We start from the raw sequence: 23,649 nt of genomic DNA, 5'->3' as shown, positions 1-23,649 counted from the left end.
ACTTGTAGTCTCTTTCAATGCCGCGCTCTGCAGAAATGATGGTTTGCCAAAGTCGGCGTTTATTATTCCAACCGTTTCGCCCGTTCCGCCACGCGCTGAACCACCGATACAGTCGCGGTGCTTGCCTGACGGATCCCGGCCCCCGCAATCTCGGCGTTCGACCTAGTCCCAAAGCGAGCCCGCGCCCGCGAGCCTTTGGTGCCGATCAGACCCTTGGCGAACCTGCCCGGTTCCGGAATGCTCGGCGGTCCGGCCATCATGAAGTTTCCTGAGATTGAGCGCACGATCAGCGGTGTTGCGATGATCATGCCGCCTGCGAGAAACATCATCATAAAGAAAGGCACCAACGCGCCGATGTTGCTTGCGCCGGAGGGATCTCCGAGTTCGATCATCAGCGAGCGTGACATGCCAACGACCGTGGAAAACACGCCCGCGATTACGAGAGGGTAGAGCGCGTAGGATACTGTGCTCGACAGCCAGCGGTGGAAATAGTCTTTGCTGACATCAAAAAGCGAAAGTGCGATCATGATGGGGGCGATGCCGATCATGAAGGCCAACATGATCTTTGCGAAGATCAGAACAAGGCCGCAGAGCGCACCGATGACGCCCAGGAGGAATGCGCCGATCGCACCGATGAGGGCTCCGGCCATCCAATGCATGTTGTCTCCAGCGGCGTTCAGGTAGTCGCCAAATTCCTCGATAAGATCGTCGAAGGCCTCGGCAAAGTAGGATGCACCTGCACCGCCGCCGCCAAGTCCTGCCACCATGCCGCCCGCGAGCTGGTCTAGACCACCAATTAGAGCGCTAGCCACGGCGTTGAATTGGACCCAGTTTATCGCAAACAGAGAGATGAGCATGAGCTTGAGGGCGAACCAGAAGGCGGTCCGCCCATCCATGGATTTGTACTGAAACACCATGTTGATAAAGACGCCGATCACGGCGAGCGTCGAGGCCACGGCAATGACGCCGCCCAGCTGACCGGCGACGTTGCCAAAAGTGGTTTGGGCCGCGTCGTCCAGAAAGTTGTCGGTTGTCTCAACCATCCAGGTAACGACGCCCATCGGATCCTCCTCGCGTTGGATTTAGGCGCTGTCACCAGTGCGACGTTTCAAGAAGGCCTTCAGGATGTGCTCACCGTCGAAATCCGGCACGACGGAGACCATTTCCCAGCCGTCTTGGCCAAGGGCGGTCAGTTGCGCTTCGATCTTTGGCGGCTTTGTCTTGGCGGTGTTGATCTGTTCAATCTTGTACTCAAACATGGGCTGTTTCCTTTGGTTGGGCCGGATCAACCGGCAGGTAGAATTCGGTAATGCCGCGCGCACCTTCATGGCGACCGGCTTGGATGATCACATCTATTGAGCGGGTGATGTAGTCGTTCATGTCCTGGTAGGTCATGGGCACGTCGGTTTTCAGGGCGGCGATGGAGAGGCGCTGGACCGCCAGCTGAGGCGTTTCAGCGTGCAGCGTGGTGAGTGAACCACCATGGCCGGTGTTTATGGCCTCAAGGAAGGTCATGGCCTCTTTGCCGCGCACTTCGCCCAGGACGATACGGTCCGGCCGCATGCGGAGGGTGGAAGTCAGCAGGACGTCAGCGCTGCGTGTGGCTTCGTCGCGGTCAGACATCAGGGTGACGACATTGGGCTGCGTTGGACGCAGCTCGGCGGCCTCTTCGATGGTGATAATTCGTTCGTCGGTTGGCACGAACGAGAGGATCTTGCGCGCCGTGACGGTTTTGCCGGTCGACGTGCCGCCGGACACGATCATGTTGAGCTTGTGGGTGACGCAGAACTTGATCGCGGCGTCGATGTCACCGGTGGTCACCACCTCCCGCAGTTCGGCATTGCGCTTGCGTCTTGCACCCTCGTTGCTGCGTTCTTTGCCGAACAGGTAGGACAGCTTGATCTGCTCCAGCGGCAGGTCCACAAAAAACCTCAGGGAGATCGCGTATCCGCCATCAACGGCGGGCGGCTGAATGACTTGCGCGCGGATGGGGCGGTTACGGTAGGTGATGCTGACTGATACAATCGGTTTGATCCGGCTGAGCGTCGTGTTCGCGGCCGAAGCAATCTGATTGCCAAGGTCTTTGATCTCGTTCTGCGAAAGCCGTCGATTGACAGATCGCATGAAATGATCGCCCTGAAACTCCGCCCACAGCGTGCCGTCGGGGTTGATGCAAAGCTCGATCAGCTTCGGATCACGCGCCTCGGGGATCTTGTCCATCGAGCTTTGCAGATAGCTGGCTGCCATGATCAGAATATCTCCAGATCACGATCGACCATCACGGTGACGCGGGCTCCTTGATCGACGTAGATCACGGGCGAGACGGAGAGATATTCGCCGATCACGCTTTGGGCGCTGTCTTGCAGGTCTTCGCCAATGCCCTCGAGGACATCAGAGGTGATCTCATCTTCGGTGTTCTGGGCTGCCACGGCGGGCAAGGCTCCGATCAGCGATATCAGGGCGGCTGACCCAAACCGGGTGCCAAAGCGGCTGTCGACAAAGCCGGTCGTGCCGGACCGCCCCAGTTCATCACCACCAAAGGCGCTGATTTCGACGGTCTGGTTGTTGGGCAGAATGATCCGGTCCCAGGCGATCGTCACGCGTTGCTGCGCGATGTCGAGGCCGGATTGATACCGCCCGATCAGACGCGCTCCGCGCGGGATCAGGATCCGCGAGCCGTCATAGGCGTGGACATCCTCAGACACCATCGCGCGGACCTGACCGGCGAGCGAGCTGTCGATCGCTGTCTCGAGCACGGCCTGGATCATCGTGCCCTGAACAACGGTGTTTGACGGGTTCACGATTAACTGGGCCTGCGTCACCTCAGCGGGTTCAGCGCCATTGCGGACAAAGTCTGTGTCGCCATCAAGCCGCCGCTGCTGCGCGGCGGTCTCTGCATTGCCGTTGCCCGAACCGCCAAAGGCGATGATAGGACTGGCGATACGGGCTTGCAGCTCCTCAAGTTCGGCTTGCCGCCGCCGTTCCAGCTCCTGAAGGCGCAGCTCTTCGGCCGTGGGGCCGGTTGGTGTGGGGGAGCGCGGTGTCTCGAGGCGCGCAAGCTCCAAATCATTTTGCAGTCGCTGGATTTGCCGTGCGCGTTCTTCCAACTCTTCGCGCAGGGCGGCCTGTGTTGCAGCTGCCTCGCTGCGAAGGGCATCGATTTCTGCGCTCAAGCCGTCGAGCGCTTCTGTGTCGACGGCTGGGGCTTCAGGTTTTGGTGCGTTACGCAGGGCCTCGAGTTCTGACCGCATGGCGTCCATTTGCGCGCGCAGCTCTTCTGTTTCGCTGTCTGGCCCCGGCTCAGGCGGTGGAGATGTGTCTATCGGTGCAGGCGTGGGCTCGAGCGTGCCAAACCCCGGTCCCGCTGCTTGGAATTCATCCGGTGAGGCTGTTTCCAAGCTTTCGGGTTCAGAGCCACCAGAGAACAACAACAGAAGACCGCCAAGGGCCGCGATTGCCCCGATGCCCAGAGCAATTGCGACAACAGACGGACGTACCTTTGGGTTTTGTGGTTTCCCCTCAAGCGCTTCGAGGCGCTTCTTAAGCTCAGCTGTTTCACTCATCCTGGTTTGCCTCGCTCATCTCTTGGACGCAGATCTCGTCCTCGCTGAGCCTGAGAACCCATCGATCGCTGACACCTGATACGCGGATCACGCCATCTGGCCGCGCAAGCGCATTCACGCTCCGCTCATTGCCACCGGACCAGCGAAAGATCGCAGGCAACGGGGCATTCGCGGCAAAGCGGAAATAGGTGAATGTGCCGTCGTCCCAGATTTCGCGCGGGGTGATCTCGGAGCGCGCGCTTACGCCGTAGGCGTGGTTTGCTGGCGCGTTCGCTGCCACACGCGATTGCCGAGGGGCCGCCTCGGGATAGGTGAAGCGGATGACATAGAACGTCGGCGAGCTCGCCTCGGTCACGTTGAAATAGTAACTGCGCCGGTTGGTATAGACGGTGATGTTGGTATGTGCGCCGCGCGTGACCGGTTTGACTGCAAAAGCCTGGCCACCGGGCACGCCGTCCAGGAGAAATCCTTCAGTGTCGCCTGCAATGATCGAGCGGATGGTTTCGCCTTGGCCGAATTCAATGCTGGTCACATGGGTCAGACTGGTGCGGATGCGATAGACCTGTCCATCCTGATAGGTGGCCAGCCGGACGCGTGCATCATAGGGGCCTTGTCGCGGCTGGGTCTCCGCATAGGCGGTGCCAGCAAGCGGAACAATGAGGGCGAGGATCAGAATCAGGCGGCGCATTGGTTACTCCAGACGATCCGAGCGGATCGCGTATTCGGTGACGGTGAAGCCGAAGGGGTTCTGCCAGACATCGTCGATCGACCGACTATTCTCGGGACGAAACTCAAACATCAGTGTTGCGGTGAAGAGCCCGTTTTGACTGCCGCGCGGCGAGTTGAGACGCTTGCGCAGGCGCACCTGGGCGCGATTGGCGCTGATATGGGTGATCGAGAGCACTTCGACATCAAGTCGGGCATCCGTGCCATAGCTATCCGGCGGATAAGCCTCATGGCCGCTGGTCCAAAGCGCGCGCAACCCTGCAGCGGCCGCACCGTCCGACTGGTCCAGGACCCGCCGCACGCGCACGTCATTGTCGAGCTGATTGTATGTCTCTCGATCAATCACATAGCGGTAGACCTGTGCCTCAATGATAGCGGGGCGTTCCGTGAGTGAGACCGCTTCAACCATGGCATTGGGGAGGGCCATGCCGGTTTCGCTATCAAAGGGCACGATCATGGGCGGCGGGTCCACGTCGAACAGGGCCACGAGGGCAGCGGCGAGGCAACCTGCCATGCCAAACCCCATGCCTGTCAGCCCTAGTTTCTGCCACATAAGCTCGCGTCGTCGTGCACCGTAGACGAGCTCTTCTTCGATGATTTCTGCCTCACTGTTCATCGGTTCAGTCCGTGCGCAGGTCTGGCAGGGTGAAGTCCATGTAGCGGCGCTCTTCGGCTAGGGTGGCTGCATCCACCACGCCGGATTGGCCTGCGCCGACGGTTTGAATGGCTTCAAGCTCCCACATGCGCGTCATGGCGATGGCCAGCTCGGCTGTGACGCGGGTGTTGTGATCGACGGCTTCTTTGAGCGTTTCCATGTCCGGTATCAATGAGACCAGCTGTTCGACCCGCTCAAGGGATTGCGCGGCCTCGTCATAGCTGTTTTCGGCCGCCGCTGACATCACCGCCCCGGTGCCCGCTTGGCTGGCAATGCGTTCCGCGCCCGGATTGCCGCTGTTGGCCATGTCGGACAGGCTGTCTTGGTCAAAGCCTGCATCCTCGAGGGCTTGCGTCATGCGCCCTTCCATCTGAGGGGCCGCGTTGCCGATCAGGCCACTGAAGTCACCGCTTTGGATTTGCCGGATGGTGCCAAGGAGATCGCCGAATTCCTGATCGAGAAGCCCGTCGAGATCGCCACCCATGGCCATCTCGATGATATCCGTCGCGCCGGTCAGCGCGGCGTAGGTCTCATTGAGCGTGTCGAGTTGCTGCTGCACCAGATCCAGCTGTTCGAGAAGCGTGTCGAGCTGATCGGTCTGAATGTCAAAATCTTCGAGCATCTGCTGCAATTGGCGAATTTCCTGCGCAATGTTGCGGGTGTCGATCGTGGGCACGCCTTGGGCGATAGCAGGTGAGACCGCGAGTATCGCGCATGTAACGATGGCTGAGAAAATGCGGATCATTGAAGTGCCTCCAGATCGAATTGCATGAAGTCTTGTTCACGGGCTTGCGCGGCTGCCATGGCCAGCTCTGCGGCGCTAAGCGGACGGGTGTGGGTGGCCTTGAGGCGCGTGCGGATGGCGATCAGGCGGGCGAGTTCTGTCCGCGCGTAGGTGTTGAGCGACATGGCGGCATGAATGTCGTCGGTTTTGCCGATGCGGGTGATGATATCCTGCACGCGCAGCGCGGCCGCTTGCACCGAGACCAAGGAGTAATCGCCGTAGACCCCCGCGCCGAAAGAGGTCAGGCTCATGGTGGAATTTGCGAGCAAGACGGGATCAATGGTGCCGAGCGCGTCAACGCCGCCGACGCGGCCAAGGTAGAGATTGTAGCGTTCGGGGATGACTTGAACGTAATGCTGGGTCTCAGCAAAGGGCGGCACGCCGCCGTAGCGCTGCACATTGCCAGGACCAGCATTGTAAGCCGCCAGACCGTGAATGACGTTGCCATCAAACATGGCCAGCATCTGCGCCAGATAGCGCGCGCCGCCGGTGACCTGGATGTAGGGGTTTTCGTAATAGGCCGGGTAAATCCCGAGATCCTGTGCTGTGCCTGGCATGATCTGGGTCAGGCCGAATGCACCAACAGGGGAGCGCGCGCCGATGGTGAAACGGCTTTCTTGCCAGATCAGCGCCTGCAACAGGCAGCGCCATTGCTTGGGCGAAAGACCCGCCGCGCGCACGCCAGACATATGGTGCGTTTCTTGCGCCGCGCGAATGATCAGCGCTTCAATCGAGCCAGAGGCGTCGCCGAACATCTGTGCCGCGCCAGGGTTTGGGTCGACCGGACCGTAAAGCGTCTCTGCGGCGCTCCCAGGCGATGAACCAGCTTCGAGGCTTGCGACCAGTGCCCCGGAATTTCCGCTGCCAAGTGTTGCCGCATCGAGGATGTCTTCCAGCGCTTGGAGTTGCTCATGCTCGAGCTCTTCAAGCTCTTCCTCTTTGGTCAACCGATCCCGCTGCACCGCCAGGTCTTGTTCTCCCTGCTGCAGCACGCGCTCGCGTTGCAAAAACATGCCCGCATCGAAGGTTGGCACGCCTTGGGCAAAGGCCATTGGCGCGGCGAACCACACCAAGCCCGCAAAGATATGCAGGCGGTGCTTACTCACCGAGACCACCAATCGGCCCGAGCAGTTCGAAATTACAGTTACTGCGGCTGACCTCAGCAAAGGAGGTGAAGCACTCAGCTTCTGATGGCCGGTATTCCGCGCAGGCTGTCAGGGTCAAAAGGGTGAGGGTCAGGGCGAACAATCTACACATCAATCTGTCTCCAAAAATCGGGGTTCTGGCGATAGTCCGCGCCGACCAGCGCTTCGCCTTTTTCCATGCCGCCAAGGATCGTGAGGTAGGATCCAAGGGCGCTCAGATCGGCATCGATCACGACAGAGCCTTGATCATCGCGCACCAGCGCCAGACGGGAATTGCTGCCTGTGCCGAGCAAAACGCTGAGCTCTTTTTCAGTGAGGCCCAACATGGTGTAATCGCTGGTCGAAGCGCGGATGTTGGGAAGCAAGAGCTGCGTCGGCACGGCCTCGACAATCGTCTTGCCAGTGCGGGTTTTCTCAAGCTGGCTCGCGTATTGCGTCATCATCACGACGACGGCATTCTGTTTCCGCGCGGTCACGAGCCAGTTGCTGAGCCGGTCTGCGAAATACGGATTGTCGAGTGCTTTCCAGGCCTCATCGATGATGATCAGCGTCGGCTTTCGGTCCTCGATCACGCGTTCGACCCGCCGAAACAGGTAGGACAGGACCGCCATGCGTTCCTTCTCGCTTTCGCTGTCGAGAATGCCGGTCAGGTCGAACCCCACGACATCTCCATCGAGCGAGAAGGTATCCTCAGCGCTTTGACCGAAGATCCAGCCATAGCGACCATCTGCGGTCCATTCCTGTATCCGCTCAAACAGATCGCCTTCGTCCGCCCCAGCCACAAAGAGCGAGGCCAGATCCTGCCAGTTGCGCAGGTCGGCATCGCTCGCCCCGGCGTTCTGGCGCACCACTTCTTGAATACGGTTGATCTGAACCGGGCTCAGGGGCTTGTCGGTGCGGTGCAGCAGTGTTGCCAGCCAATCTGAGAGCCAGGCTTGCCCGCGCCCATCGATTTCGGTGCGCAGCGGGTTCAGGCCGGTTGCTTCACCCGCCTTGATGGCGCTGTAGCGCCCGCCATTGGCGCGCACCGCCATTTCCATGCCCGCGCGATAGTCGAAGACAAACACGCGCGCGTCGCAGCGGCGGGCTTGGGTCATGAGGAAGGCTGACAACACCGACTTGCCAGAGCCAGGGCGGCCTAGGATCAAGGTGTGCCCGCCCGTCGGCTCTTTGTCTGGCTGACCCGTCTCGTGGTAATTGAACAGGAAGCCTGAACGTTCAGGCGTCGGGAAGAGGGTAATCGGCTTGCCCCAAGGCACTTGGTGGCCAGGTTTGCCCAGTTGACCGCGATGCAACGCTGCGAGATCGGCAAAGTTCGTGTTCGTGATGGCGGCTTTGCGGCTGCGCATCTGTCCATTGCCCGGATGCTGCGCGAAGTAATGCGTCCGCGCTGCAAAGCTCTCATTGACAAGATTGACGCCTTCACTGGCCGCGATGTTGCGCACCTCGGCGGCGATCGCTTCCAACTTTTCTTCGGTCTCCGCGAAAACCGTGGCCGTCATGTGATGGTCGCCGAAACTGAGCCGCTTGGATTCCAGATCGTCGAGCGCGTCGACCAGTTCTTCGGCGAGGGAAATTGCGCCATCATCACTGGCCTTCATCAGGCGTTGTTGGCGCTTGATCCGACTGGCCATGATGTTGCTGTTGATCGGTGTGAAGGAATGCGTGACGACCATGTCGACGGGAAGGTTCAGCTCATCGAACATGGTGCAGCTGGTTTTGGCCGGATAGGTTTTGATCGCAAAGCTGGTTCCAAACCGCTTGCCCGCCGTCCCATCGTCGAGCGCAAAACCTCGCCCCTGAAACGTGACGCGGGTGTTGGCCACATGTTCGGCAATGACGCCAAATCGCGATTTTGCGAAAAGCGGCCGTTCCTGGCCAATATTGAGCGCCCCAAGGAAACCCAGCAGTTCGCCGCGTTCTGCCCCAAGAAGGCGCGGGTTCATCTCTGCGAAAGATGAGAGCAGAAACCCGACGACCTCCTCGAGCTTGCGCAGCTGCTTGGCTGTCTGGTCTTTAATCTGTGCGATTGAGTCTGATCGCTTCAGGCGAAGTCGAGCGCCAAATGGCGAGCGTTTCATCACCGTGAGCGTGAGCGTTTTGTCCCGCAGGCCTGCCCGCGCCATGGCCGATTGCCAGCGGGTGTCCAGTGCGTGCGCAAAACCCTCGTTGGACACCGGCGGCAAGGCGGTCTCGATCGCTTTTGAGACCTTGTGCACGTAGAAACTGTACTCTGGCCCGATCTGCGCGATGATCGCCGCGAAAAGCGCACGGATCTTTTCCAGATGCGCGTCATCGCTAGTCATACTGTTGACGCCATCAAGACGGATGCACTGGAGCAAAGCATTGCCGCGCGTGCGGATCGTCACGTCATTCACGAGGCTGACATAGGGCAGCATGCTGGCCATTGGGCGCTCTTTGCGCGCCCAGTCCGGCAGCGTTGCAAGATCATCCGCAGGATCACGGAGCATAACTGTCCCCCGAATGGATCTTGCGGTTCGGGGTGGGCGGCGTTTCCTGCAGGGCTGTGACCATCACTTCAAGAAAGGCCGGATCCCAATCCGCCGCTTTCCAAAGCGCGGGATAGGCCAGAGCGGCGATGACGATCACCGGCCAGCTCTGGACCCAAAGAAACAGCAACACAAACCCGAAGAGCCACACCATTGCATACATGATCGGCAAGCCGATGAGCTTTGGCGGCCGGATCAGACCGAGGAAGAGGCGGGTTTGCGTTGCCATGTCGGTTTTACGCGCCCCAGATCGCGGTCACGATGGTTGGTGCGGCTGCGATGCCTGCAATAGCGACGAGCACCCAAAGGGCCTGGCGGAAGTCCAGAATGCCGAAGAGCCAGGAGAGGAACACACCGATCAAGGCCAAGGTGCCGATGACAATACCCAGGGGGCCGGTGATCGTGTCGACAATGCCTTGCAGAAGGTTCTGCACCGGGGAGAGGTCAATGCTCTGCGCAAGCGCGGGGTCGGCAATCATCAAGCTGGCCAGAGCCAGCGACAGGATCGTGCGGAATTGAATGTGCATCAGGAGGCTCCAGTCAGTCGATCACGCACGGCCATGACGCGGCGCACGTGATTTTGGGTTTCTTGGTAAGGGGGAATGCCCCCATAGCGCGCGACCGCGTCTGGTCCGGCGTTATAGGCGGCGAGCGCGAGTTCGGGCGTGCCAAAGCGCGACAACATCATCAGAAGGTAACGGGCAGAGCCGTCCAGGTTGGCCTGCCAGTTATGGGGATCGACACCAAGCTGCACAGCTGTCGCAGGCATCAACTGCCCGAGGCCAATCGCACCTGCGGAACTGCGCGCATTCGGGCGATAGGCGCTTTCGATCTCGATATTGGCTTGGAACAGCGCCTGCCATTCCGTCACCGACAACCCTGCGCGGCGCAGTGCAGGGTGTCCGCCATAGCGATGCGCCGTGCTTTCAAGAGCTGCGAGGATTTCGGGACGGGGAACAGCGTGGGCGGGTGCAGGAGTCTGTGCTTCAGGCTGAGGCTCTGCAAGAACGATCAGCTCTGGTGGGTTTGCACCAAACCCTTCGAAATAGTTTTGGGCGAAACCCGATTGGGGGGCTTTGGTTTCCAACTGGCCATCGGCCCGCATGGAAAGCACGAAGCCTTCAGAATAGGCGGGTGCAGCAAAGAATGCTGCGAGGACGGCAAGTGCTTTAGCCCGCGTCGTCCAGTTTGTGAGAGGCGATCTTGCCTTCGAGCATAGGTATCGAGACGATCGAAACGCCAAGGCCAGCGAGGAAGCTGGATAAACCGTTGATTGTTTTGAACTCTCGGGCAGCCATGTTGTTGCGCGCGGTGACGAGCAGGCGACGCGTCTCGCCATCTGGCGAGACGCAATGCACGGTCCAAACTCCGGACCACTGAGCACCTGTACGTTTGGGCGTAACCCGGCACACAACATCCGCCGAATGACCCTCGGCAAGCAGCGTGCGCAGCCCGTCTTCACTGACAACATTGGGGGCGTCTTGCATCAAATTCATAGGATCGAGCCTTGCAGAACTGTGCATTAGCCCGGCAGTCCCTCATGGACTCCCGAACCGATACAATATTATAATCTTGCAATCAATAGGTGCAATTTGAGTTGTTGCGCCTTTCATGCGTTGAAACAAATTTACTGCAACGGAGTGGCTGAGCCAAGATAATATGGCGCTTTTGAAACAAACATGGGCGGCTATGGTCGTTCTGAGCTGGGGTTCTGCCGCAATCGCGGGCAGTTGCCTTCCGCCTGCGCCGCCCTGGATGCCTACCGATCCCGATGACGTGCGGGCCTATGCGGACCTGTTGAGGCGCGATGCGGCGGCTTATTTTACGGATGTCGAGAAGTACTTCCGTTGCCAAGATCAGGAGCGACGGGAGGTGTTTGTGCAAGCGCGAGAATTTAGCGAAGAATATGCGCGATTGCTAGAATTAGAAGCTGAGTAGGTATCACTATCAAACCTCCCAGGCTTGTCCGGGTGGGGTTTGCAAATGTCTAGCGACGACCATCTGGTCGAAAACAAAAAAGTGGGATCATCTATAATGTCGGTGTTATGTTGGCTGGGCAGGTTATTTTGACTAGGTGCTCTAAATGAATGTATCGCTAGAGCGCGAGCTGGGCGCGCACCAGAAAGAGGTCCAGCTTTTTCTGGGAAAATGCATACTGCGGCTTCAACAATACGAGCGGCTCATTAAAGCTATCGTGGCAGATCACAAAGTATCAGGGCCTGCCCACAGCATAGAGCAAGTTCGAGCGGCGAGAGCGGAGGAAACCGCTCGCAAGACACTTGGCTCGCTGGTTGGTGAACTCCTCGATTCTTATGTCGTGCCCAGTGACGAAAGTGCACCTCAAGATACATCCTCAAGCTTGCCTGAAGATGGCGCTTGGATTGCCCTAGGGACGCAATTGAGCCTTCCAGATTCGGAATTCGCGCGAATAGATCAGGAACTCAAAGAGCTTGTAACCTTGCGCAACGATTTGGTTCATCACTTTTTCGACCAATTTGACATACAAAGTGTGGAAGGTTGCGTTGTAGCTCAAGAGTCTTTGAGCGTGTCGCTCAACCGTATCGAAGATCATTTCCAGCAGCTGTCGGAGTGGGCGAAGGATATGTTTCGAATGCGCAGGGCGTTGTCTGACGTGATCCAATCTGACGCGTTTAGAGATAAGGTATTCAACTGTGTTTCCGAAGGCCAGGCGCTGGAATGGGAACATAATAGCGTTGTCCTAGCACTAAGAGAGGCATTTTCGATTCTGGCGGTCGACGGGTGGGCATGTGTCGACGAGGCAGGAAGATGGATTGCTGCACGGAATCCCGAGCAAACTCCTTCGAAATACGGCTGCAAAAGTTGGCGCCAGGTTGTACATGAAGCGTCCATTTTTAAGCTGAAGTATTTTGAAAAGCAGGGGCGGCGATCCGCGTTCTTTCAAGAAAAATAACGTGTCAAAGATCGCGTGTGTGCTAGGCGGTTTATGTAGCGTTGGTCGGAAAACCAGATCATTCTGATGGTGTTCCAAGGGTGGACTCACTTAGAGCTCGCACAAAACGCGCCCAACGACGTGCATTGCTGGAGACGCCTTTGATGACCGAGGCCTTCGAGGAGGCGCGCGAGTTCTCCAATGACTATTCTCGCGTTTTGGAGATCAACAGCATTGAGCGATAACGATGGTCAACCGCGCCACCGTGAAAGTGGCATTTAACAATTCTGGTGACCTATTTTCTCTGCGGAAGCTGCCTGGACTTGTCTAACGTCAGACTAACTAATCTTCGGTAAGTCACTGGCGTCAGTTAAGTCGACGGCACTTGCTTCATCGGCTTAACGCTGTTCTACAACGCAAATTCCGGCGCAACAGTGCGCATCCACAAAGTCATTCAACATTGAACTCGAATTAGACCGTCGAGCAATTGGCTAAGGGAGTACTGGCGACGTAGCGCCCTCTAAACGCTCGCGTCCAAGTACATGCGCGAGGGCGACTAGGCTACCACCGGATAAAACGGTTTACCCCAGTTTTCATTTGGATTGTCCATCATGATGTCGATGAACACAGGCATCAGAAACCCAAGGATTTCAGCACCGTCCCGAACCTGCGCCCGGTTCACATCGCTGTTCCAGGTTGACCCTCCATGAACGAGCTGATTACGCAGGACATATAATCGGTCGAAGACAAAGCTCAGGACGCGTGCACTGTCGCCCGTTTGGAATGATGATGCAAAGGAGCAGGACGAGGCGGCAAAGCGATCCTGCCAATCCTCGATCTCATCAACCCCATTGTGGTATTGCCAGAAAGGATTGAAGACATACCGGTTTTCCATGAGCATCCGAACCGGGCCTGAAAACCGTTGCCATAGTGCCTTGTAGATGCGTTGGTCTTCATCAAGAGCGACGAGCCGACCGAAGTATTCGGCGAAAGCAGCGCGTTCTTTTGGTGCGACCGCCTTAAACTCCTGCTCGTCGGCATATGCGGCGTTGAATGCGATCCAGAGGAAAATGAAGCGCGCATCATCATCCTCGCCGCAAGCTTCTGCACGGCCAATCCAACTGATGGCACGATGGGCGCGCAGTCCCATGGTTTCGGGGAAGCCTTCTCGAATGGTGCGTTGTTTTGCTTTCAGAGCTGCATGGTCAAGGCCGTTTGTCATGGTAAATTCCTGATCTATATCGTCATGGAAGAGCGTCGAAATCCGACCTCTGGTGGCCCGCAATCAATTGGCGCAAGCCTGCGGGCGCCAACACTTCCACCTTGTCGCCCCACTGGTAAAGGTGCCATGCCATTTCCAACCAACCCGCCGCTTTGAACCGGACGATCAGGCTGCCATCGTCCTGATGCTCGACGGTTTGGGTTGGATGAAAGCGAAATTCGGCCGCGCGTTCTGTGGCCTCAGGCGTGAAGCGCCACACGACTTCACCGTATTGTTTGGGGTCTTGATAGACACCAAACGCCTGAGCGGCATAGGTATCCAGAGAGAACCCTGAGGCCAGCTCAAAGCTTTCGTTCAGAACCTCCGCCTCATGTATCCGATCTATACGGAAGTTCAGGATGTCTTCTCCTCGCGCGGGTTGGCGTGCCACGAGATAGCTGCGGTGCCCCAGAAGCATGCCATGCGGCTCAATCACACGCGGCGCAGTACCCTGAGCGCCATAGCAGACGCGCAGCCGGAACGGACCGCGCAGCGCTTCGATGACAGCATCTGTAACGGCAGGCTTCAGTATGACCGCAGGGCCGGGGCGTGTGACCTGGCCCAATCCAGCCAGCACTGCCTCTGCGTCGGCTTCCGACCGAAGTGCGTCCCTTGGATTCAAACGCGCGAGCAACCCGTCGCGGAGATCCTCCAAAGCGCGTGAATGCCGTATTCGCCCTTCATCGTGAGCGGTGCGTGCCGCAATTTCCAGTGCCTCGATCGCCGTTTCCTGCCTGGGCTGCAGTCGGTCTGGCAAGGGTGCGTCCATCCGCCAGTAACGCCGCCTTTCGGCATCGTCTCTGGTCGAAACAGTCACGAAAGTTGCTTCGAGAGCCTCGGTCATCCGTTGAGCGGTACGATGTGAAACATCGAACTCAGCGCAGATGCCCTCAAGGCTGACGCCACCTCGGCGGGAAGCCGCCATCTGGGCAAGACGAAGCAGATCCTGCGCTTTGGCGAAAGACATTTGACCTCCATGTCAGAAATTGACACCCTCGTAAGGTATTGATGAACTTACAATCTGTCGAGGTGATTCCCTTGGAGATTGATTTGCATTTGGAATGGAGTAGTCATGAGGGATATCGACGGCCGCATCTTTCTGTCCGCCACGGATCTCATGCGCTTCATGGGCTGCGCACACGCTACCACCCTTGATCTGGCGCATATGCGCGGAACGGGACCGGCGCCGGGAGAAGACACCGAGGACGCAGCACTGTTGCAAAAGCAGGGCGATGCACATGAGGCAGCGCACCTGGCACGTCTCAAGGAGGCCGGTTGCTCGGTCATGGAAATCGAGCGAGGCAAACTTGGTGATAACGCCGAAGCCACGCGCGAGGCACTTGCCGCTGGTCCGGATGTGGTGTTTCAGGGCGCGCTTCTGTCCGGGAACTGGGGCGGCTGGTCTGACTTCCTGGAGCGTGTCGAGACCCCCTCGGCGCTTGGACCGTTCAGCTATGAGGTGGCCGACACCAAACTGAAACGTCGGGCCGATCCCAAACATGTGCTTCAGCTGGTTCTGTATTCCGATCTGTTGGCGGAAATTCAGGGGGTGGTACCTGAGTTCGCGCATGTCGAATTGGGCGACGGTACCCGCGCGACGCTTCGCCTGGCGGACTACTCTGCCTATGCACGGATGGCGCGCGCGCGGCTGGAAGCCTTCGTCGCTGAACCGCAGCCGACCCGCCCGGTGCCATGTGCCGATTGCGGCCTGTGCCGCTGGGCTGAACATTGCAACAGCGTCTGGCAGGCCGAAGACAGCTTGTTCAATGTCGCAAATATCAGTCGTGGTCAGGTGAAAAAACTGGAAGCGGCGGGCGTTCACACGTTGGAAGCCCTCTCAACGCTGGATCACCCGGTGCGCGGAATGGTCGAAAATACGCAGGCCCGTTTGATCACGCAGGCCCGCCTGCAGCAGGCCCGCAAAACCGGAGAGCCAGATTATGAACTGCGAGCACCTGAGCCCGGCAAGGGCTTCGACCTCTTTCCGGAACCGCAGCCGGGTGATCTGTTCTATGACATTGAAGGCGATCCGCACCACGAGGGCGGCCTCGAATATCTGCACGGAATTTGGTTTGACGGGCGGTTCAAAGCATTCTGGGCCCATGACCACGATGCCGAGGCGCGGGCATTGTCCGACTTACTGGCGTTCTTCCGTGCGCGGATTACGCTATACCCCGCCGCGCGCATCTATCACTACGCGCCCTATGAGATCACTGCGCTCAAGCGGCTGACCACCAAATATGGGATCGGTGAGGCTTTCCTCGACCGGCTATTGAGGGAACGCCGCTTCGTGGATCTGTTCGCCGTCGTGCGTTGCGGGCTGATCGGATCGGAGCCGAACTATTCCATCAAGTCGATGGAGGCTTTCTACGACCGCAAGCGCGACGGTGAGGTTAAAACGGCGGGCGGCTCGGTCGTGGCCTATGAGCGCTGGCGCGAAACGCAGGACCAGCAGATTCTGGACGAGATCGAGGATTACAACCGCATCGACTGTATCTCGACCGAGGAATTGCGCGACTGGCTGGTTGGCATCCGACCTGCTGGCCCTTGGCCGGTACTTGCCCCGGACGCAGGAGATAAAGAGGTCGACGAGGATGCCGATACGCAAGCTTTGCGGAACATGCTGGCAGGGTCCGGCTTGCCCGAGGCGCGGCAGGATATGCTGTTCAACCTGGGCGTTTTTCACAGCCGCGAGGTGAAGCCCGCGCAATGGGCCGTGTTCGATAGCGCCGCAAAGGACGAGGACGATCTGCTCGACGACCTTGATGCACTTGCTGGGCTTGAGGCGGCGGGGCCCATTGAACCCGTCAAGCGATCATTCGTGCGCAGCTACACCTATCCTGAACAGGAGACGAAACTGCGGGGAGGAAAAAAGGCGACGGTTCCTGTATTTGATAGCCCACCTACAACGGTCGGGATCGATACCATGGATCGCCGCGCCCGTCAGATCACGGTGAAAGCAGGTCCGGGCAAAGCGGATCTTCTGGCGGATCAGCTGACGCTGCATCCGGACTGGCCGATCCAAACAGGCGTCATTGCTGGTGCTTTGCGTGATGTGATCGCCGATCAGTGCGGCGCGCGCCGGTACACGGCGGTGGATGACTTGCTGTCGCGTTCAGCGCCGCGCCTCCGCTCCGGCCCATGGGGTGATCTTTTGGGCGGGGAAGACCCCGTTGCAGGCACCATTGCCGTGATGAATGACATGGATGGAACGGTCCTCCCGATCCAGGGACCACCCGGTACCGGGAAGACCTATGTCAGCGCGCGCGCGATCCTGTCCCTTGTCCGCCAAGGGTTCCGCGTCGGGGTTGCATCAAACAGTCACGAGGCGATCCGCAATGTTCTGATGGGCTGTCTTTCGGCGTTGGAAGACGAAGACCTGCCGATTAACCTCGAACTCGTCCACAAGGTTTCTGGCGGCGAGGATGGTTATCCCGAAGACTGCGATGTTCATCGTACGACTGACAATGCAGAGGCCGCCAATGGCGGGCATGTCGTGGGCGGCACCGCGTGGTTCTTTTCGCGCGACGAAAATGTACAGGCCTTTGATTGGCTTTTCGTGGACGAGGCAGGTCAGGTGGGCCTCGCCAACATGGTCGCCATGGGGCGTGCCGCACGAAACATCGTGCTTGTGGGCGACCCACGTCAGCTGCCTCAGGTGATCCAGGGCGCGCATCCCGAGCCTGCGAACCTGTCGTGCCTCGACTGGATGTTGGGGGAGCATGCGACGGTTCCAGCCGACCAGGGCATCTTCCTTCCCGTATCGCGACGCATGCACCCTGAGGTCTGTCAGTTCATTTCGGAACAGGTGTATGAAGGCCGACTGAGCAGTCATCCTGATACGGCTCACCAATGCGTGACAGGTACGGCGCTCCCAAACGCCGGAGCTTTTTGGGTGCCGGTTCCGCATGAGGGAAATGCCCAAATCGCACAGGAAGAAGTCGCCGAAATAGGTGAAACCGTCACTGAGTTACTTTGCGGAAGCTGGACGGAGAAGGACGGCACGCGCCGTCCAATGCGTGAAACTGATATAATCGTCGTCGCCCCATACAACGCACAGGTAAACGCTCTCCGTGATGTCCTTCCATTGGGCGTTCGCGTCGGAACCGTCGACAAGTTTCAGGGTCAAGAGGCGCCAGTCTGCCTGGTTTCCATGACCGCATCGTCCGCAGAAGAAACCTCGCGCGGGATGGAGTTTCTGTTTTCGCTGAACCGCATCAATGTCGCTGTATCACGTGCCAAGGGACTCGCATTGGTATTTGGAGCCCCGCGATTGCGTGAGGCTAAGTGCAAATCCGTCGAGCAAATGCAGCTGGTGAATACGCTGTGTGCGTTGGATAGCCTTGCTCCAAACCCACAGGAATCTGTGGCGCAAGATTTCAGTTTGGCCCGGGTTCGCCGGGCCGCTCCGAATGTATCGAAAACATGATTGCAGCGATCTCACATGGCTAATGAACCTTCAGTATTGGACAGCAACGAAATCATGCATCCCGCCCCACTCGAGGGGGTGATCCGTGCAGAGACCGGTGGCAAGATTCGCAGTTTTCTTTATCAACTCGTTGAAGGGGTAACGGATTATCGATCCATTCATAGCCTGACCGAGCAGGTCCGACATCAGTACCACGGCCGTTTTGTAATAGAGTTAATCCAGAACGCTTACGACGCCGTTAGCCGCGCCACAGTGAGTGAGGAGTCCCCAAGTCGAATCGAGATGCGTCTGGAGCTGGATGGTGGATGCGGAACGCTGTACGTTGCTAATGATGGCGCTCCCTTTTCACATAGCAACTTTGAAAGCGTCTCCCGGCTAGGCCAGAGCGACAAAGATCCCACAACATCTATCGGAAACAAGGGGATCGGCTTTCGAAGTGTACTGGAGATCAGCCAAAGACCCCGAATCTGGTCGCGCCGGTTGGAAACCAGCCTTGGCTTCGACGGCTATTGTTTTGGCTTCGCACCTGAGTTCGTAAGGTCTTTCCACAACCCAATTCTTGCCATCCTCGAGGGTCGATCGCTGTCCGATGAGCTGCGCTGGTTCAGCGAAATCGTCGATAAAGACCCAGCGCTTCGCGAGCGTTTACGTTCCGGTACGCGGCGAGGCCGAGCACACGCCTCCAGTTCGACCGCTGACTGGCTACGTGAAGAGATCGGCTACCTTTCCCCTTATCTGTTACCCTGGCCGCTGACGGCGGGCAGCACCATAGTCGACGACTTCGAAAAACGCGGATTCGCGTCGGTAGTTGAACTGCCACTCACGTCTCCCGCCGCAGCCTCGCTGACGGAGCGCAAGCTCGCTGAGGTAACGGCCGATTCAATGCTGTTTCTTGAAAATCTGAAGGTGTTGACGATTGCGACGCCGAAGGGCTCAAGAACATTCCGTCGGAGAGTTGTGCAGCCTGCAAATGGATCAAGGAAATTCGGCAAGGTCTCGATCGCATGTGAAGATAGCACGAGGTTTTTTTCAGTCTGGCGGCGTCAGTTGGAGGTTTGGGATATGCCAGAACCCGTGCAGGAGTCGATCCGGGGCCTGCCCGGTCAGTGGCCCAAGCTGGAGCGCGCCGAGATTGCCTTTGCGGTGAGTGACGACCGCGAACCTACGCCCGGAAAACTCAGCATCTTTCTACCGACCGCATTGGAGACAGGGGCCGCTCTGCATATCAACGCGCCGTTCTTCGGTGACATGAGCCGCACGACAATCAGCTTCGACACCGAGGAAGAAGGCGCGCAGGCGGGCGGCGCCTACAACGACTTCCTTCTGCACCAGGCTGCCGTCCTCGCTTTGGAGGCAATTTCCGACGACTTGGCGGGACGCTCCAAGGGAGCGGCCGCCAACATCCTGGACATCCTCGCGCCCCTTGCATCCGAAAGCTCAGCGATAGACCGCTGGCAAGACCACCTGAGCCGCGCGGCCGCTGATATGAACATCGCGATCGAAGATGCGCCGTGGATGCTGAGCGACGATGGATGGTGTGCGCTTTGCGAAGCATCCCTGCTTCCGCTGCCGAGCGATCCAAAGGTGCTGGATTCAGACATGCTACGCTTACATGCCACGTTTCCAGCCTATGCTGCGGGCTTGGCGTCGCGCTTTGGATCACTCAAGCGCCTATCCGATCACTTTGGGATCGATATCAAGCCCTTGGAGGAAGATCAGGCGGCCACGATCGAAGCCTCTGCGAAAGCACTTGCGAACGATCCAGAATTCGACTGGGAGGATTTCTGGCAGGATGTTTGTGACATCTTCGATGATGATCTGTCGCTTCTACAGGGCAGGCATGTACTTTTGTGCACTGATGGAACGCTGCACTCCGGAGCCGTTGCCGGGCGGGCAATCTATTTCCGCCCACGTCGACCCGGTCATGACGATGACATACCCGAGGAACCGGGGATCGACCAAGTACCCGCTGCGTTGCAGTCGTTCATCGCTATCCTTGACCCAAAGATACCCGTTAGCGAAGTCCGCGATGGCCGTCGGCAAAATACCGACCTCCACAAGCGCCTGACAGAGGCCAAGTTAGTCAACACATTCAGACGCGAAGACGTGCTTTCCGATGTCCTGGCGCCAAACCTGCCCGCCATGCCCGTGGACCGTGGGACTGGCGATGCTGAGCTTTGTCGTGATGCACTTTTCTACGCGCTCCGCCTCGCGGTTTCATTGACGGCGCGTGGCGACGGGGAAACCCTAACCAAAGCAATGGCGAAAATTCCCGTCCCATGTCGCGGCGGCTGGTATCCGCTTTCTCAGGCCATCTTCGGCAAGGGCTGGACCGGAACTCACGGCGCAGTAGTGGATCGGTACCTCCGACTTGCCGGGACTGTGAGCGCGATGGCCGCGCGCTCACGGATGCTTTGCGACCCAAAAGACCCCGATTGGGGTGAATTCGGTGGAACTATACGTGAATTGCTGGAAAGCGCAGGAGTTTCCGACGGGTTGCCGCTTGAATTGATAGGTGGCAAGGAGCCCGCATTCACATGCCATGTCAGCCACCATCGCTTTCAAACGCACTCGCCTGTCCCGCCACCGATCGACGACGAAACATGGACCATTTTCATTGACAGGCTCGATGGCCTGAGAAGTTCTTACAAATCCGGGCAATACAAGATTGGTGAGTTCAATTGGCTACCGGGGCTTGAAGCTCGCGCATCATTCAATGACCAAACTAAGAAAGCGTTCCTTGATGTCGTAATGGGCAGCGCTCTGAAATGGGGCAACGATTGGCAAAGCGTAGACCTCATGAGGAACACCGGGACCTACGAACATATCCCGCTCGACTCGCCACTTTTCGTGGCACTTGCCGAGTATGAATGGATTCCTAACGGGGATGACGAGAACAGCCGGAGTTGGAGCGCGCCCTCCGGTCGCTGGTACGTTCCGACCCGATACACCGCCAACGGCAGAACGTGGACTTTTGAGCATCTTGCTCCCCTTCCCACGCAGGTGGCGGCGAAGATTGAGCAAAGTGAGGCCCTGAAATCTTTGTTTAACAGCATCGGGGTCGCTCATTATGACCCTGAGACCCGTACAGACGATGTTCGGTTGCTCGACGCGCTTGGAGAAGCCGTCGAAACCCGCAGTTACCGTAACGCGAGCACCTTAATCGGACAGTTGCGCGCGGCTTGGGAAGCCTATTATCCCGCTTCACCAGCCGATTTTCCAACCCATCTCGTGGTTCAACAGCACGACGGAAACTTGGCCTTGGTGGAACCCGCGGTGGACAACCCTGTGTATTTGCCCAGCAGCCGCTCCTCCACCTCAGATCTTCGAGAATTGGGCCTATCGGTAATCGCGATGGAACCGAAGGCAGCGCAGCGACTTGCCGAGGGCTTCTCGGAGCGATTTGGGTCTTTAGTTAGGAACTCAGAACGCTTCGAATTAGTAGCCCTTTCGGCCCAGGGGTCCTCGGTAGAGGCCGAGGCAATGGAGTTTCCAGCGTTTCGGGATCTCGATGGCGTCATCCCCCTGGTTCTGACGATTGCTGCGTTTCACGGACTGAATGCGCAAGGAACTCTGTCGGGGAACTTCAATGATCTCCTCAGCTCTTTTCGCGAGGCACGGGTGTCCGTCGTCCCAGAGCTTTCAGTTGTACCCATGATCTCGGATCAGGCTATCGCGGATCCAATGCCTCAGATGGCTGCTTGGCTTGCCCGCAAGAGAACTCTAGTACTCGACGAGGAATGGAAGTCAGACATTCAGTCAGTCGCTGATGCGCTGTCCCAACTTATCGGCCGTTCAGACCTTCGAGTGCAGGTCCGCGCAGGCTTAGATGAGATTTGGCCCAATAGTGTGGATATGCTCCCCGAACGCACATTAAGGCTCCTAGATCTGTCACCGGATCACTACCACGAAGTCCTCGAGCTCTGGCGTGGTGATCTTGGGCCAGTAATTTCACGACTAACGAGGCTTGTGCGGGTTCTTTCGCGTGATGACTTAGCACTCCGCATTGAGTCCTCGGAGCAGCGCGAACAGCTACTACCGGTCCTTGAAGAGGCTACAGGATCTCTTTCGTTAGCACGAGAGGTGTTGGACGCTGCCGTTAAATCACGGGATATTCTTCAATTCGGCATCCTTGCCCGCGGTCTCTTGGGCCCGGATGTTGAGCTCGCACAATGGAACCGCGAAGACATCCGGCACGCCGAATTGCCCATCACCAACTCATCGTACGAGATGCAGTTTCGGGAACATCGCAACAGGATGCTTCCTGTCTTGAGACGCATAGTCGCAACGCTTGCGGTCTGCACTCCAGCGGCTCCGTCATTTACCGAAATGATGAAGCGGCTCGATGAAATCGCCTGTCCCCCGGCTGCCGCTGAGGAATATTGGGAAGTCCCTGCATGGGAAGCAGCACGCGCCATCGTTGCAGAATTGAACGTGGCAGGCTTTGCGTTTGATGAGGGCGTCTTGTGCGACCTACTCGCTTCAGCCAAACCCGGAAGCGCTGTATCGTGCCTTCCATTAGAAGTCCCACTTACAGATCCTATAGAAACCGCGTCCGGAAATCGCCGGCTTCTTGAGACACTACATGGCCGATTCAAGCTGATCGCAACGGCATGGCATGCGGCCGCAGGCCAGAACGAGAGTTCAGTTTGGCGCGAGGCAGAACTCGGCGACCCTACCAAATCGCCGGAGCCCGAGGATCGCGACGTTTTTACTGCGCGATGGGATGAAGCCCGTGTGCTGGAGTTCCTTCGCGGGGACATCCCCTCTACTGCGCCGAAAAGTATTCGAGACGCACTGAGGGATGCAGAGTCGATGGACGCACTGATGACGGCACTGCAGGTCAATGCATCTGACATGGAAGATGCACAGGAAAGGCTGGCAGCTCAACAAGCCGCGGCCGAACGAAAAAAGCGAATGGTCTCTGTCTGTGGTGGAGAAATCGACAATTCGGAGAGCGGCCTAGCAGGCCTCTTCGCGCACATCTCGGCACATGTTCCCGACGCGAACGTCTCCGAACTTGACGGCTTCGACTTGTCGGCAGTCACGCTTCCGCAGAAGGCCAAAAAACCGAAGAAGGGCGAACTGAAGGACCGAACCAAGCGCACTCGGGTGCCTGGCAAGACGCGTCGGAACATGGAAGATCTTGTCGGGGCGGCGGGGGAGATCCATGCCTTCCGTTGGCTGCAACTGAAATACGGGAACGAGGCCATCACGCCAGCAAACTGGGTCTCGGCATATAGTGCCAAAGCCTTTCCGGATAATGACTCATGCGTGGACGAAGGGAGAGGTTGCGATATCGTCTTCGAGCTGGATGGCCGCACCTACCATATCGAAGTCAAATCCAGCGAAGAGGATGGCAATGGCTTTACGCTTGGTACTTCTGAGATCCGCTGCGCACGTGAGATCGCCCAAAAGCGCCGGAGGCGGCGGCGGGAGCAATACTTCGTGCTTAAGGTGGATTACGCCCTTACATCCGAGCCAAAGTTTACTTTACTGCCGAACCCCTACGATCCATCGCATCAGGATCGTTTCAATATCGTCGATGAGGGCGCGCGTGTGACCTACCGACCGTAGCTAAGTTGTCAAACCTGGATGGAGAAGATTGGATGCCAGTCCCGTTCCCTCCACCAAAGTTCCAACGCCGTTGCCCCCCTGAATTTCC

Annotated in this window: 19 protein-coding genes; 4 read left to right on the top strand and 15 right to left on the bottom strand. The window is 58.1% G+C overall.

The window, feature by feature from the left end; all coding sequences use genetic code 11:
* Window positions 1-62: 62 nt before the first annotated feature.
* From AC2FFB_RS04995 to AC2FFB_RS04935, 13 genes are all read right to left on the bottom strand, one after another.
* Window positions 63-1,061, bottom strand: a complete 999-nt coding sequence (locus AC2FFB_RS04995) for a TrbL/VirB6 family protein (protein WP_496874583.1) — start codon at window positions 1,059-1,061, stop codon at window positions 63-65.
* Window positions 1,062-1,082: 21 nt separating this feature from the next.
* Window positions 1,083-1,259 (bottom strand): DUF4177 domain-containing protein, encoded by a 177-nt coding sequence (locus tag AC2FFB_RS04990; protein WP_496874582.1) that lies wholly within the window; start codon window positions 1,257-1,259, stop codon window positions 1,083-1,085.
* Window positions 1,252-2,247, bottom strand: coding sequence for an ATPase, T2SS/T4P/T4SS family (locus AC2FFB_RS04985; RefSeq protein WP_496874581.1), 996 nt, complete (start codon window positions 2,245-2,247; stop codon window positions 1,252-1,254). The genes AC2FFB_RS04990 and AC2FFB_RS04985 overlap by 8 nt, the downstream gene beginning before the upstream one ends.
* 2 nt (window positions 2,248-2,249) lie before the next feature.
* A complete protein-coding gene (locus tag AC2FFB_RS04980; protein ID WP_496874580.1) occupies window positions 2,250-3,563 on the bottom strand; it encodes a TrbI/VirB10 family protein in 1,314 nt (437 codons plus the stop codon).
* Complete coding sequence (locus AC2FFB_RS04975) at window positions 3,556-4,251, bottom strand: TrbG/VirB9 family P-type conjugative transfer protein (RefSeq protein WP_496874579.1); 696 nt, start codon at window positions 4,249-4,251, stop codon at window positions 3,556-3,558. The genes AC2FFB_RS04980 and AC2FFB_RS04975 overlap by 8 nt, the downstream gene beginning before the upstream one ends.
* Before the next feature lie 3 nt (window positions 4,252-4,254).
* Entirely contained in the window at window positions 4,255-4,905 is a 651-nt protein-coding gene (locus AC2FFB_RS04970; protein WP_496874578.1) for a VirB8 family type IV secretion system protein, read from the bottom strand.
* 4 nt (window positions 4,906-4,909) lie between these two features.
* A complete protein-coding gene (locus AC2FFB_RS04965; protein ID WP_496874577.1) occupies window positions 4,910-5,689 on the bottom strand; it encodes a type IV secretion system protein in 780 nt (259 codons plus the stop codon).
* A complete protein-coding gene (locus tag AC2FFB_RS04960) occupies window positions 5,686-6,780 on the bottom strand; it encodes a lytic transglycosylase domain-containing protein (RefSeq protein ID WP_496874628.1) in 1,095 nt (364 codons plus the stop codon). Before AC2FFB_RS04960 ends, AC2FFB_RS04965 begins: the two co-directional genes overlap by 4 nt.
* A 197-nt stretch (window positions 6,781-6,977) precedes the next feature.
* The gene (locus AC2FFB_RS04955) at window positions 6,978-9,344 is read right to left on the bottom strand and encodes a VirB4 family type IV secretion/conjugal transfer ATPase (protein ID WP_496874576.1); all 2,367 of its coding nucleotides are present in this window, start codon (window positions 9,342-9,344) and stop codon (window positions 6,978-6,980) included.
* Entirely contained in the window at window positions 9,334-9,612 is a 279-nt protein-coding gene (locus AC2FFB_RS04950; RefSeq protein WP_417258651.1) for a VirB3 family type IV secretion system protein, read from the bottom strand. Before AC2FFB_RS04950 ends, AC2FFB_RS04955 begins: the two co-directional genes overlap by 11 nt.
* A 7-nt stretch (window positions 9,613-9,619) precedes the next feature.
* On the bottom strand, window positions 9,620-9,910 hold the full coding sequence (locus AC2FFB_RS04945; protein WP_496874575.1) for a TrbC/VirB2 family type IV secretion system protein: 291 nt from the start codon (window positions 9,908-9,910) through the stop codon (window positions 9,620-9,622).
* Complete coding sequence (locus tag AC2FFB_RS04940; protein WP_496874574.1) at window positions 9,910-10,488, bottom strand: lytic transglycosylase domain-containing protein; 579 nt, start codon at window positions 10,486-10,488, stop codon at window positions 9,910-9,912. The genes AC2FFB_RS04945 and AC2FFB_RS04940 overlap by 1 nt, the downstream gene beginning before the upstream one ends.
* Window positions 10,489-10,552: 64 nt before the next feature.
* Window positions 10,553-10,879, bottom strand: coding sequence for a hypothetical protein (locus tag AC2FFB_RS04935; protein WP_050673810.1), 327 nt, complete (start codon window positions 10,877-10,879; stop codon window positions 10,553-10,555).
* A gap of 163 nt (window positions 10,880-11,042) precedes the next feature.
* Here AC2FFB_RS04935 and AC2FFB_RS04930 point away from each other — a divergent pair, with 163 nt between their 5' ends.
* Entirely contained in the window at window positions 11,043-11,321 is a 279-nt protein-coding gene (locus tag AC2FFB_RS04930) for a hypothetical protein (RefSeq protein ID WP_496874573.1), read from the top strand.
* Between the two features lie 145 nt (window positions 11,322-11,466).
* A complete protein-coding gene (locus AC2FFB_RS04925) occupies window positions 11,467-12,315 on the top strand; it encodes an OST-HTH/LOTUS domain-containing protein (RefSeq protein WP_496874572.1) in 849 nt (282 codons plus the stop codon).
* Between the two features lie 535 nt (window positions 12,316-12,850).
* Here AC2FFB_RS04925 and AC2FFB_RS04920 read toward each other — a convergent pair.
* Window positions 12,851-13,516: a hypothetical protein gene (locus tag AC2FFB_RS04920; protein ID WP_496874571.1), complete on the bottom strand. Its 666-nt coding sequence runs from the start codon at window positions 13,514-13,516 to the stop codon at window positions 12,851-12,853.
* Between the two features lie 22 nt (window positions 13,517-13,538).
* The gene (locus AC2FFB_RS04915) at window positions 13,539-14,522 is read right to left on the bottom strand and encodes a helix-turn-helix transcriptional regulator (RefSeq protein ID WP_496874570.1); all 984 of its coding nucleotides are present in this window, start codon (window positions 14,520-14,522) and stop codon (window positions 13,539-13,541) included.
* Between the two features lie 105 nt (window positions 14,523-14,627).
* On the opposite strand from AC2FFB_RS04915, the gene AC2FFB_RS04910 reads away from it, so the two are divergent.
* Both AC2FFB_RS04910 and AC2FFB_RS04905 read left to right on the top strand, forming a co-directional pair.
* Complete coding sequence (locus AC2FFB_RS04910; protein WP_496874569.1) at window positions 14,628-17,984, top strand: TM0106 family RecB-like putative nuclease; 3,357 nt, start codon at window positions 14,628-14,630, stop codon at window positions 17,982-17,984.
* Window positions 17,985-17,999: 15 nt separating this feature from the next.
* Entirely contained in the window at window positions 18,000-23,561 is a 5,562-nt protein-coding gene (locus AC2FFB_RS04905; protein WP_496874568.1) for a sacsin N-terminal ATP-binding-like domain-containing protein, read from the top strand.
* Window positions 23,562-23,649 lie beyond the last annotated feature (88 nt).

The organism is Ruegeria sp. YTSA219 (genome assembly GCF_059609985.1).
The sequence above is the reverse complement of the archived record's forward strand: the minus strand, read 5'-3'. Positions and strand labels throughout refer to the sequence as shown.